The sequence below is a fragment of the Hyphomonas sp. CACIAM 19H1 genome, assembly GCF_003325995.1.
Classification (GTDB): domain Bacteria; phylum Pseudomonadota; class Alphaproteobacteria; order Caulobacterales; family Hyphomonadaceae; genus Hyphomonas; species Hyphomonas polymorpha.
In genome coordinates this window covers 2,763,062-2,774,727 of record NZ_CP016437.1, presented here as the reverse complement: position 1 = coordinate 2,774,727, position 11,666 = coordinate 2,763,062, and the positions used below count along the sequence as shown (strand labels likewise).

The 11,666-nt window shown below is 60.9% G+C and carries 8 protein-coding genes, 1 tRNA gene and 3 pseudogenes; 3 read left to right on the top strand and 9 right to left on the bottom strand.

The genetic code is table 11. From position 1 onward, the window contains the following. Window positions 1-92: 92 nt before the first annotated feature. Window positions 93-182 (top strand) — tRNA-Ser (locus BBF93_RS12810). 349 nt (window positions 183-531) lie between these two features. On the opposite strand, the gene BBF93_RS12805 is transcribed toward BBF93_RS12810, so the two are convergent. The 5 genes and pseudogenes from BBF93_RS12805 to BBF93_RS12785 form a co-directional block, all read right to left on the bottom strand. Continuing rightward, a complete protein-coding gene (locus BBF93_RS12805; RefSeq protein ID WP_114106183.1) occupies window positions 532-2,187 on the bottom strand; it encodes a recombinase family protein in 1,656 nt (551 codons plus the stop codon). Beyond that, entirely contained in the window at window positions 2,187-2,591 is a 405-nt protein-coding gene (locus BBF93_RS12800; protein ID WP_255417536.1) for a DUF2924 domain-containing protein, read from the bottom strand. The genes BBF93_RS12805 and BBF93_RS12800 overlap by 1 nt, the downstream gene beginning before the upstream one ends. Further along, complete coding sequence (locus BBF93_RS12795) at window positions 2,588-2,842, bottom strand: DUF3489 domain-containing protein (RefSeq protein WP_114106181.1); 255 nt, start codon at window positions 2,840-2,842, stop codon at window positions 2,588-2,590. The genes BBF93_RS12800 and BBF93_RS12795 overlap by 4 nt, the downstream gene beginning before the upstream one ends. A gap of 126 nt (window positions 2,843-2,968) precedes the next feature. Then, window positions 2,969-3,187, bottom strand: coding sequence for a hypothetical protein (locus BBF93_RS12790; protein ID WP_114106180.1), 219 nt, complete (start codon window positions 3,185-3,187; stop codon window positions 2,969-2,971). Window positions 3,188-3,787: 600 nt separating this feature from the next. After that, a pseudogene (locus tag BBF93_RS12785) lies at window positions 3,788-4,096 on the bottom strand (integrase core domain-containing protein); the annotation flags it as partial. A 134-nt stretch (window positions 4,097-4,230) separates the two neighbouring features. Between BBF93_RS12785 and BBF93_RS12780 the strand changes: the two are divergent. Beyond that, window positions 4,231-5,503: pseudogene (locus BBF93_RS12780) on the top strand (IS110 family transposase). A 237-nt stretch (window positions 5,504-5,740) separates the two neighbouring features. Here BBF93_RS12780 and BBF93_RS19845 read toward each other — a convergent pair. From BBF93_RS19845 to BBF93_RS12755, 4 genes and pseudogenes are all read right to left on the bottom strand, one after another. Continuing rightward, window positions 5,741-6,570 (bottom strand): annotated as a pseudogene (locus tag BBF93_RS19845) (IS3 family transposase); the annotation flags it as partial. A 25-nt stretch (window positions 6,571-6,595) separates the two neighbouring features. Continuing rightward, complete coding sequence (locus BBF93_RS12765; RefSeq protein ID WP_114106177.1) at window positions 6,596-6,844, bottom strand: transposase; 249 nt, start codon at window positions 6,842-6,844, stop codon at window positions 6,596-6,598. Between the two features lie 68 nt (window positions 6,845-6,912). Then, window positions 6,913-7,719, bottom strand: coding sequence for a hypothetical protein (locus tag BBF93_RS12760; protein WP_114106176.1), 807 nt, complete (start codon window positions 7,717-7,719; stop codon window positions 6,913-6,915). 2 nt (window positions 7,720-7,721) lie between these two features. Beyond that, window positions 7,722-8,687, bottom strand: a complete 966-nt coding sequence (locus BBF93_RS12755; RefSeq protein ID WP_114106175.1) for a hypothetical protein — start codon at window positions 8,685-8,687, stop codon at window positions 7,722-7,724. Between the two features lie 184 nt (window positions 8,688-8,871). Here BBF93_RS12755 and BBF93_RS12750 point away from each other — a divergent pair, with 184 nt between their 5' ends. Further along, a complete protein-coding gene (locus BBF93_RS12750) occupies window positions 8,872-11,604 on the top strand; it encodes a winged helix-turn-helix domain-containing protein (protein ID WP_084324398.1) in 2,733 nt (910 codons plus the stop codon). Window positions 11,605-11,666: the final 62 nt, after the last annotated feature.

The window sequence follows — 11,666 nt, the reverse complement described above, 5'->3', positions numbered from 1 at the left end:
AAAAAGCGGGAGACAGGCGAGGATTTACCAATCGGGCGCTTGCGCTTTGCGCCGCGCCGCGATAGTTCACCGCCCTTCAAAGACCCCGGCGCGGAGAGGTGGCGGAGTGGTCGATCGCGTCGGTCTCGAAAACCGATATACTCGCAAGGGTATCGAGGGTTCGAATCCCTCCCTCTCCGCCAGCCATTTTCAGATTTTGAGACAGTTCCGTTAGGCGGCTCCAAAACCCCGCAAACAGGCGGGGTTTGGCGCGAGGCTGCGGTCTCCGTTTTCCGTATCAGCGAATTTTTTGGCGCTTTTTGGCGCCCCGTCTCTATTCGGCTTTTGCAGCAGTTCCCTTATCGCCATTTTCCCTGCTCCAGGCCGATTTACAGGGAATTTCCTCAAAAGATCAGGGAATGCCTCTGATAGGCCCGATAAATCGCCCGTCATTTCAGGGCGATGCGCGCAAATTCCCTAAACGCGAAACAGGGAATTTTCCCGGCCCAAACAGGGACGGCCATTGCAAAAGCAGGGAATGATTTGACGTTATCAGGCGCTGGCTGAAAAGCCGAGTTCTGCCCACTGATCATCCCAGTCGAGCGGAATAGGATGGGTGATCAGCTTGGTGAGCGTCAGGTCGTGAGGCTGGCGACCTGCGAGGATAGCCTCGATGACCTTGGGCGAGAGAAACGCCAGCGGCAAACGCTGACGGATGAAGGCGAGCGTGCAGCTGCGGCGCTCGGCGAGGGTGGTCATAGAAGTGCCGGCGCGAAGCTCTGTTGCCCAGGCATGCGCCAGCGCAATTGCGCGGATCAATGTTTCATCCGTCCGGGGTGTAACGCCGCCGATGATGAGACGGGCTTCGACGCCTCGGCGCTTGATCTGAAAGGGCGAGGTGAAGCTGAGGGAGGATGCAGCCAGATCGGATTCCTGCACACTCAGCCGATCTGCGAGAGACTTCGCCGAGATTTCCAGCTCGAGTTGCCCTTGGGATATTTGGCATCGTTTGATGAGCTCCAGGCGCTCAGCGCCCGAGATCGACATCAACTGGGGCATACCTCGTTCAATGAGTGTCGCGGTGGGGCTTTGGAAGATCTGAGCGCCGGTTGTGATGAGATGATCGCTGACAGCCTGAGCAAGTTGAGCTTCGAGCTGTTTCGCAGGCAGGCGCCAGCCATCGGCGCGCTTGCCTCTGCCTTCGAGAAGGCGAGACGACACGTAGTAGCGATAGCGCCGAGGGCCTTTGCTCGCATGAGAGGGCGTAAGCCGATCGCCGGTTTCATCGACCAGCTTCCCGGTCAGAAACGGGCGATTGACAGATGTGCTTCGCCGGCCAGGCTTATCCTGCGCGCCGAGCTTTGCCTGAACCCGGTCCCACAGCGCCTCATCGATGAGCGGCTCATGCAAACCGTCGTGGACTTCGCGCTTGTGGCGAATGCGACCAATGTAAATTGGATTGCGCAGCAGAAAGTGGATGTGACCGCGCCTGAGCAGTTCCCCGCCTACTTTCCGGCCATTGCTGAACGAGCGGAATTTGGTTCGGTAGCCTCGGCGCGCAGCTTCCGCCTCGACCAGCCGGACGCAGCCAAGCGCATCATAAAGCTGGAACAGTTCCCGGACGACATCCGCTTCGGGAGAATTTATCACCAGGCTGCGGGTCTGAGGATCAGGATGGGGTTCGTAGCCGAGCGGCGGGAGTCCCCCCATCCAGTAGCCCTTTTTCTTGGATGCTGAAATCTTGTCCCGAATACGCTCAGCGGTCACTTCCCGTTCGAATTGGGCAAAGGAGAGCAGCACGTTGAGGGTCAGCCGGCCCATGCTGGTGGAGGTGTTGAACGCTTGGGTGACCGAAACGAAAGAGCAGCCGGCTGCATCGAACCTTTCCACCAGCTTGGCGAAGTCTGCGAGAGACCGCGTCAGACGGTCGATCTTGTAGACGACCACAAGGTCAATCTTCCCCGCGTTTATGTCGTCCAGGAGACGGGTTAGGGCCGGACGCTCGAGCGTTCCGCCGGAAAGCCCACCATCATCATAATGCGCAGGGACCAGCTTCCAGCCTTCATGTCGTTGGCTGGCGATATACGCTTCGCAGGCCTCCCTCTGCGCGTCGAGCGAGTTGAAGGCCTGGTCGAGACCTTCCTCGCTGGACTTGCGCGTGTAGATGGCGCAGCGGACAATCCGTCGGCCTGATCCGGCTGCTGACATTACGATGTGCCTTTCAAGCCGAAAAAGCGGGGGCCCGACCAGCGGGCGCCCGTGATTTCTCTCGCGATGGCAGAAAGGGATCGGTAGACGCGCCCCTGATATCGGTATCCTCCTTTCGCAACATCAACGACATGGGTGACCCCATTCCAATCACGGACAAGCCTTGAGCCGGATCGAAGGGAAGACCCTGCTGGCACGACGGCCTGGTCACTGGCAATCGCCTGCAGCTTGTTCCGGGTCCTGAGAGGTAGGCCACCATACCTGGCGGCCTGAACTTCATATGCAACGAGGCGGCAGAGCAGGGGCGTGCTTATACCTTTGGGCGGCGGCGCGCTGATCAGGTGCTCATACTGATCGATAAGGTAGGAGCGAGGCATCATTTCAAGTTCTGCCGTGGACGTCACTTCTTCGCTCCGGCGATACGGTAATGGGACTGGCGAGCGCCGTCAGCTGGATCGAGTTTCTCCAAACTGATACCGGCTTGTTTCAGGCGGGTGAGGGCGGCCCGCGTTGTGTGGGTCTGCCAGCCGAGTTTTGCGGAGAGCGCCTCGACTGTCATGCCCTCGGGTTTTCTGAGGAGACTTTTGAGTTGATCTGTTTTCGAGGACTTAGGTTGTGGTTTCTTGTCGGCTCGTGTCGATTTGCGTTTGGTCATGCAGTTCCTTTCGGGTTGAGGAAGCGATCAGCGCTTCCACGACCCAAAGGCCCGACTATCTGGCGGGCTGTCGCGGAGGCTGCCGCGACAGAGATAGCAATGCTTGGAATAGGGCCGTAGTCCAGCCTAATCGCTCTGTAGGCGGATATATTCGAGCATAAATGCTTCCGCTTCGGCGCATTGCGATTTTGCAGTGTCGATGAGGCGGTTGAGGGCTCGTATTTCCTGGAGTCGCGTTTCGTTTGGCAAATCTGGCAGTTGCGCTTCAGTTGCTTGCTCGCAGGCGTCCTCAAGTGCCTCTAGGGTCTTGATCAAGTTCCCGCGAATTCTATCGAGATTGTCCATACGGAGCACTTGGGCTTAGGTCGAAGCAGAAGTCCACGTTGCTGGCCGAGTGCTTCGATATTTGTTCAAGCTGAATTCCAGAGGTGCGAACCACTAGTCTGAATGCTGCCAAATGGGAGGGGCACCTGAGGTATCTATTGCGTCTGTTGAGGGCGCAGGAGGAGACGTATGGAACCCGGTACATTCGATTAGAGGAGGAGAAGCCCGCGCCTTCTTCGGCAGCAAGGCTTGAGCAGTTCGTCTTCCGGCTTCTCCCATGGCAGGCAAGTTTGCTCTTTTGAAGTACCGAGTTCATCGATTCCGTGTCTGAACGAGTACGGTGAGCACATACTCACTTTGTTGCAGAACCTGCTGTAAGTAACGATTATGGCCAGACGTTAGAATTCCAAATTCTCCAGGCGTCCAATCGTAGAACAAAAAAAGTACAAGCACTACCCCTTGCGCTTGGTTACAGCCATCACCACTTCATCTGGGGTGTCGCGACGGAATGTCTGATGTTGGTCAATTTGGCTGATAATACGATTGATAAACCGGCTGGCCTGCCCAATACGGCTAGTCCAACCGTAAAGTTAGAGTTGGCGGTTGGTATTGAAGCGGCGTTCATGCTGCCGCTTCCACATAGTAAGGCGGCATGAACGCCGCGGGCAAGATGGCTTTCGGCGCAGGCGGGTGGTAGCCCAGCGAGGAGTGCGGTCTGCGAGTGTTAAAGTGGCGGCGCCAGGCTTCGATCAGGATCTGAGCCTCGCGCAGATCGTAGAAGATCTCCCGAGCCAGCAGCTCATCTCGGAGTTTCGAGTTGAAGCTCTCGCAGTAGCCATTTTCCCATGGGCTGCCCGGTTCGATATAGAGTGTCTTCACACCAATCCGTCCCAGCCAATCTCGTAGGGCGGTGGCGATAAACTCCGGTCCATAGCACATTGGGAACCGACGTTCCGGAGGTCATGATTGCCTGCTTGTTCCATACATGCAGGCGGGCGGTCATGACCGGGCTCTCAGGTCTCTTACAGTGGTTTTGCCGACCACAACTGAAGAGGAGACCGGCCATGACCAAGATATCTCATAAGACAGAGCAGCCTGTTCTGGTAGCGATTGATATCGCAAAACATCGCAACGAAGTTCTGATCGCGGTGCCCGGACGACAACGCCGCAGGCGCCTCACGGTTCGCAATGCCAGGGAAGACGTCGACCGACTTGTCGAGACACTCGCCGCCTTTGAGGTGCCAGTGCAGGTCGGATTCGAGCCGACCGGTGACTACCATCGGCCGCTGGCATGGCTGCTTCATCAGGCGGGATTCGACCTGCGTCTTATTTCTTCGCTGTCGCTCGCCCGGACGCGCGAGGCGATGCACAACTCATGGGACAAGAACGACCCTAAGGATGCGCAGGTGATGCTGCATATGATGCAGACCGGACTAACCCAGATCTGGCATGATCCGCTCGTGCACGGCGTGAACGACATTCAAGAGCTGTCGAAGACCCATGCCGTCATCTCACAAACAAAAACCGAGTTCTGGCATCGCTTGAGAACACACTATCTGCCGCTCTACTTTCCCGAGGTTGAGCGCTTCATGGGCAACTCGCGCAGCGATTGGTTCCTTGCCTTCCTCGAACAGTTCCCCACACCGGGATCGATCACATGTATGTCTGAAGATGCCTTCATCGAAGCGGCCTGGGATGTTGTCGGCAAGAAGGTATCAAAAGCCCGGTTGCTCGCTGATATATACGCCACCGCCGCTGATTCCATTGGTCTGCCAGTCGATCAAGAGACGCCAGCGATCCGCATGTTTCGTCTGGTTCTCGGCCAGGGAAGGCATCTGATTGCCCAACGTGATCAGATCGAACAGCAGGCCAGCGACCTGCTCGGAACACATCCGGACTTCGTGCGCCTGAGGACCATCCCAGGAATCGGGCCAATCAATGCTCTCACCATCCTGGCCGAAGCCGGGGACCTGCGCCGCTTCGGACATCATCGGCAGTTTCTCAAGTATTGCGGGTTCAATCTCTCGACCCAACAGTCCGGCGTGTTCCGAGGACAGACCAAGCTCTCCAAGTTTGGCAACGCCAGGCTGAGACGGACATTCTGGATGGCGGGACAGGTCGCCATTCGGCAGCGCGAGAACAGCTTCCGCGACAAGTATGAGAGATACATTGCCAGAGATCACAGCGATCCGCACCTAAAGCGCAAGGCACTCACCGCCGTTGCCGCAAAGATCGCACGCACCGCACATTCGGTTATCAAGACCGAGACCGATTACCGCCCCTTCTTCGAAGGACGCGGTCCCAGGCGGAAGGACCCCGCTCTGCAAGTGCCGTTGAGGCATGCATCGTCATGACCTCGTAGATAATGTTCGGGTCTTCTGCCTGGGTATTCGGATCTCGTCTTGAGGACGGTGAGGGCCGCAATCCAGCGTACCCTGTGTTTGCTATGGAAGAACTGATTCCTTGACGACAGAAGACGCCTGGGTGACTTTCATAAAAGAGCGCGAAGCTGATTGGCTGTCGCGCATCACTGACCTGTTGGCCCAATACCGGATTTCGTTCCTTTCATAGGACGTTGTCAGAGCGTATGTGCTCGGGTGGCCCATGCCGGACGAACAACTCCCCAAGGACATCAAGCACATCGCTTGAACGAAGCTTGCGCTCAACCCGGATGGCAAGGCATTCCCGCGTATACTCATCGATCACGCATAGCATACGGAATACCTTCCCGTCATGGGTTCGGTCCTGCACAAAGTCGTAAGACCAGACATGCCCCTTGTGCGCGGGCCGCAACCGAACGCAAGAGCCGTCATTCAGCCATAAACGACCGCGTTTAGGCTGTTTCATCGGCACTTTCAGCCCTTCCCGACGCCAGATGCGATACACCCGGCCCGCACTCACCCGCCATCCGCCTGCTCTCAGCAGCGCGGTCATACGCCGGTAGCCGTACCGGCCAAAGCGCTCGGCAAGAGCGACGATGGCCCGCGTAAGGTCGGCTTCATCGTGGCGAGGTGTCGGTACCCTGCGCTGGGTGGCGCGGTGCTGGCCGATCACATGGCAGGCCCGGCGCTCTGATACGCCAAGCGTTTCCACCACATGATCGACCGCGTCTCGCTTGCGGGAAGGGCTCAGTACTTTCCCGAAAGGACTTCCTTCAGGATCTGGTTGTCCAGAGTCAGATCAGAGACCGCCTTGCGAAGCCGACGGTTCTCCGTCTCAATGTCCTTCATCCGCTTCGCCTGATCCACCTGAAGACCGCCATACTCCTTGCGCCAGCGGTAGTAGGTCTGCTCCGTCACACCGATCGCGCGCGCTGCTTGCCCGGCCGTCTCGCCACGGGAAAGACGAACCTCGACCTCCCGCAGCTTCGCTATAATCTCTTCTGGCTTGGCTCTCTTGCTCATTCTCAGCTCCGTATCGAAGCCAACTCTAAATCAAATATTGGACCAGTTTTCTTGAGGCAGACCACTTCAGCTCCTCGCGTTCGGCGCTCGTCACGCCATCATCGCGTTCACCGCTGTCCTGCTGGGCTTCCTTAAACCAAAGGTGGATGGTCGCTGCACACGGCTCAAACTCCCGCGCGAGGCTCTCGACACTGCGCCCAGACCGGGCCAGCGCAATGATATGTTCCCGAAATTCCGTCGGGTACGGGCTCCTTGTTCTCGGTATGAGAAACATCCTGTTCGATGAAGAAAAAATTGTCCATCAAACCGGGGGAAGTCCAAGTCCAGTCAGCGCCTGAGGGTTTAGTCGAGCTGAATGAACTCGAACTGGCGTTCGTCGTTATAGCGTTTGCTGTAGATGCCGTATTCGGTGATGCGGCCCTGGATAACGAGACCGTTGCTGCGCCGCTGGATGCCGGTGAGCTCGATCTTTGTGTCGAGGTCCACCTGGCGGCTTGTGTGCTGGAGGATTTCCTGGGCGCGGCTTGCCTCGACCGGCCAGAAGAAGGCGCTGGCCATATTGTCGAGCTGCAGGCTGACCTGTTCCCTGCCACCGAAATTCACCTGGTTGCCAGGCGAGAAGGCGGTTAGGTAGTAGCCGCCCCGGCCGGCGTCATACTGGCTGAGCTGGGAATTGAGGCGGATATGAAGGACGCCGACGCCTTCGGTGGAGGCGTAGATGTCGGCCAGGCGCGCGGTTTCCGCTTCGAGTTTTGCCGCCTTGCTGAATTCGTCCGCATACTTCACTTCGTAGACTTCACTGGCCCAGGCCGCGAGCGGGGGCTCCCGGTCTGTGAGGCGATAGGCCAGCAGTGTCATCTGGAAGTCATCGGGATAGGCGAGCGTGGCCGTGCCAAAGGGGCTGGGGCCCGGCGCGGCAGCGGCTTTCGGGGTATCGCCCTTTGCCTTGGCATCTTCCTTGGGCGCCCAAGCGGGCTTGGCGGGCGTGACGCCGGTCTCAGAGACGGCAGCGGGGGCGCTGGCCGCGCCAGCCTCCGCGCCTTCTTCGCCGGAACCTCCGGCCGGGCCCCCACAGCCTGCGATCAGGACGGCAGCAGCCAGAGCGGCCAATGCCGGAAGACAGAATGATCGAGTGTTGATCCAGCGCATGATCAGAGATCCACCTTGGTGTTCTGGGCTTTCTCAAGCTCGTCGGTGCGGCGCTTGTTCTCGATCTCGTTGAGCTCGTTCTGGAACTGGTCGCCAAACTCGTAGAGGGCGGTCTGGTCGAACATGCCGACGCTGAGTTCTTCCACCACGTCCGGGTTTGAGCGGAAGGTGCGGATCATGGCAGTGACGGACATGCCGCAGCCACTGCTCCAGGACTGGTGTTCATCGCCCCGGCCATTCACGCCATTGGCGCACTGGTTCAGCATGGGGTGGGCTTCGCTGAGGACGTTGCCGGCAGAATCGGTGACCCAGTTGTACTCGTTGACGTAGCCGAAATAGTTCGCGTCGCGGCCTTCATATTGCTGGTAAGGGCCGTATTTTTCGGTGAGGGCAGCCAGGACGGCGGCCTTGGCGGGCATTTCGCCTTCCTTCCAGTTCTGGGTGCGCCAGACGCCGTGGACTTTCTGTTTGCCGGGCACGCCGGGGGTGGCCAGGGTGATCTTCTCGGCGATGAAATCCCACTGGCGATTGCCCGCGCCGCATTTCTGCATGGCGTCATACGAGCCATAGCTGCATTCCTTGTTCTCGCCGGTCTGGGCGGTAATCCTCTGCTTTTCGAGACGCATCGTGCCGGTTTTGAGGCTGTAGGGGCTGAAGAATTCGTTGTCATAGGTGACGAGGCCATCGGGCATCTGACAGGCGATAGCATTTTCGGCCTCGGCGAAGGTCATGCCGAGCCTGAAGCCGGCGATGTCCGGGCCGGGGAGGTCCTTGCTGAGCTTGACAGGGCATTTGGGCTTTTTGGCCTTGCCGCCATCGGCTGAAGCGGCGGCCGGGGCGCTCAGGTCGCCGCCGCCATCATACCCGTTCTCGTCAAAGCCGCCTGAGGCTTCGCTGCCACCCCCGCATGCGGCAAGGAGGAGGGCTGAGGAGATTGCCAGGGCGAGGCCGAGCTTTCCGAATTTCATGACTGTGATGCCTTTCAATCGACCGCCCGGAAGCGGCCGGTGCGGGAACCTTGAGATTCGTTTGAAATCTGAGGCGCGCGCGGGCAATAATCTTCACTGAGGCATCACGGATTTCTAACGCCGTGATAGGATCTTTGATTTCACTGGTTTTTCTGGTGGCGTGCGGCGTGGGTACGCGGGGCGGATGATGGACGATCTGAAGCGTGAAGAAGTCCCGCTCTACCGCTACCGGTTTGGCGCGGCGGAATTTGACGAGGCGAGTTTCGAGTTGCGCGTGGGCGGGTTGGTGGTGGAGCTGGAGCGGCGCCCGCTGGAAGTGCTGAGCCTGCTGCTGCGCCATGCGGGCGAGGTCGTCACCAAGGAGGAACTGCTCGACACGGTCTGGCAGGGGCGGATCACGGTCGAGAATGTGCTGGCCAATGCCATCACCAAGTTGCGCAAGGGGCTGGGCGAGACACTTTCCGGACAAATCCGGACACAGGCGCGCATCGGCTACCGGTTTACCGGTCAGGTGGAGCGGGTGGCGGCCGGGCGGCGGCTGGTCAACCGGCTGGACCTGAGAGCCGGGCAGCCGGTGCCGGGGCGTAGTCATTTCATGCTGCGCGAACAGCTATCGGGCACGCGGGGCAGCGAAGTGTGGCTGGCGCGGCATGACAAGACCGGGGAGCTGCGCGTCTACAAGTTCAGCCCGGACGGGGCGCGGCTGGCCTCGCTGAAGCGGGAGGCGACGCTGGCCCGCGTGCTGCGCGAGAGCCTGGGCGAGCGGGACGACATTGCCCGCGTGATCGACTGGAACTTCGAGACCCCGCCCTTCTTCCTGGAATGCGAATATGGCGGGGAGAACCTGCTGGCCTGGGCCGAGCAGGAGGGGCGGCTCGCGGCGATGCCGGCGGAGGAGCGGCTGGGGCTGGCGCTGCAGACGATTGATGTGGTGGCCGCCGCGCATGAGGCCGGCGTACTGCACAAGGATCTGAAGCCGGCCAACTTCCTGGTGGCGCCCCGCAAGGGCGGGGGCTGGCAGGTGCGCGTGACCGATTTCGGCGCGGGTGGGCTGGTTGAGCAGGGGCGGCTGGAAGACCTGGGCATCACGCCGATGGGCATGACAATCGGTGAGGGCGGATCGGGCAGTTCGAGCATGGGGACGCCGCTATACATCGCGCCGGAGATACTTGATGGGCAGGCGCCGTCGGCGCGGTGTGATGTCTATGCGCTGGGGGTGATGCTGTATCAGATCCTCACCGGGAACATGAGGAAGCCGCTGGCGACGGGCTGGGAGCAGGACATCGGCGACCCGCTGCTACGGGAGGATATTGCCGAGGCGACGCATGGCGATCCGCTGCGCCGGATAGCGTCGGCGGGGGAACTGGCGGCGCGGCTGCGGGCGCTGGAGGCACGGCGGGCGGCGCGCGCGCGGGAAGCGGCGCTGGCGGCGGAGGCGGACGCGGCGCGAGCCGAGTTGGAGCGGGTGAAGACGCGGCGGCCCTGGGTGACGGCGACCTTTGCGGCGCTGGTGGCAGGCTTTGCGGCGAGCGTGTGGCTCTACCTGCAGGCAGCCGATGCCAGGGCGGTGGCGGAGATGGAAGCGGCGCGGGCCGAAGCGACCGGCGGGTTCCTCCGTGATCTGCTGGTGAATGCCGATCCTTACCGGCCGGGTGGAGCGGGGGACGTGACCGTGCGCGCGGCGCTGGACAAGGCGGTGGGCGGGATTGGGCCCCGCTTTGCAGATGATCCGCTTACGGAGGCTTCGATTCAGCAAACGGCGGGGGAGATCTATTCGAGCCTGGCGGTGTATGACGCCGCTGCCGAGCGCAAGGGGCGGGCGGCAGACCTGCTGGCGGAATTTTACGGGGAGGGCGATCGGCGCACGCTGCTGGCACGCTACCGGCAGGCCGAAGCGCTGGCGAATGCGTCCAGGATTTCAGAAGCGGGCGCCGTGCTGGACATGGCGGACAAGACGCTGATGCTGCGCCGCGAGGGCGACGCGCAGCTGGCCTTTGCGGCGGCGCAGACGCGGGGGCGGTATTATCTGGTGCAGGCGGATATGGAGCGGTCTGCCCCGTTGCTGGAGGAGGCCGTTCGCCTGCTGCCAGAAGCAATGCCGGATGATCCGGAGACGGCCTATCGCCTGAAGATGGATCTTTCGCAGATCTACAGCCGGGTGGGGCGGCATGAGGACGCGGTGGATCTGCTGGCGGGGTTGCAAGATCCCTCTCATGCGGCGGCCGGCGTGAGTGAGGCAACGCGGGCGCGGGCGACGATGTTCCTTGGCGCGTCGCTGTTCTACGCGGGGCGGTATGACGACGCCGAGCCTGTGCTTCAGGATGCGATCCGCCGTCTGACGGATGTGTTCGGGGCGGACGCGGCGCAGGTGGTGGAGGCACAGAGCGCGCTGGCCAATCTCTATGCCACGTCCGGCAATTGGGAGCCGGCGTTGCCGCTGGTGACCGATGTGCGCGCCAAAATGTGCGCGCTGCATGGCGAAGACCATCTCACCTGTCTTATGACACGGGGCAATGAAGCGGTGTTCCAGTGGTTCCTGGGCGACGCGGAAGGGGCGGTAGCAAATCTTGGGCCGGTGGTGGACACGTTCCGGGCGCAGCTGGGGCCGGACTCTCCGGCGGTGCATGTGATGGCGTATTATCTGGCCATGGCGCAGCTTGAGCTGGGGCAGGCAAGCAAGGCGATGGCGCTGGCAGAGGGGCTGGACGCAGGCAAGCTGGCAGCGGGCAGCCCGGGGGATGGCTGGGATACGCGGGTGGCGGGGCTGAGAGGCATCGCGTTGATCCGGCTGGGTAACTGCGCGGCAGGGCGAGCGATGCTGGCGCCGGCGGTGGACGCGATGAAGGTGGGCGGGATGCAACCATGGATACTGGAGGATTACGAGGCGGCGTTGGCGGCGGCGCCGTGTGGAGGCTGAGGTCGGTTATGTCCCGGCTATGGCCGTGGCCTGCCCCTCAGCAGTGGTCCACCAGATTTGTT

Bases quoted from the DNA above. Each gene is read 5' to 3' on its own strand.
- BBF93_RS12805 (WP_114106183.1), bottom strand. From the start codon at position 2,187: ATGTCAGCAGCCGGATCAGGCCGACGGATTGTCCGCTGCGCCATCTAC.
- BBF93_RS12795 (WP_114106181.1), bottom strand. From the start codon at position 2,842: ATGACCAAACGCAAATCGACACGAGCCGACAAGAAACCACAACCTAAG.
- BBF93_RS12790 (WP_114106180.1), bottom strand. From the start codon at position 3,187: ATGGACAATCTCGATAGAATTCGCGGGAACTTGATCAAGACCCTAGAG.
- BBF93_RS12765 (WP_114106177.1), bottom strand. From the start codon at position 6,844: ATGTTTCTCATACCGAGAACAAGGAGCCCGTACCCGACGGAATTTCGG.
- BBF93_RS12760 (WP_114106176.1), bottom strand. From the start codon at position 7,719: ATGCGCTGGATCAACACTCGATCATTCTGTCTTCCGGCATTGGCCGCT.
- BBF93_RS12755 (WP_114106175.1), bottom strand. From the start codon at position 8,687: ATGAAATTCGGAAAGCTCGGCCTCGCCCTGGCAATCTCCTCAGCCCTC.
- BBF93_RS12750 (WP_084324398.1), top strand. From the start codon at position 8,872: ATGATGGACGATCTGAAGCGTGAAGAAGTCCCGCTCTACCGCTACCGG.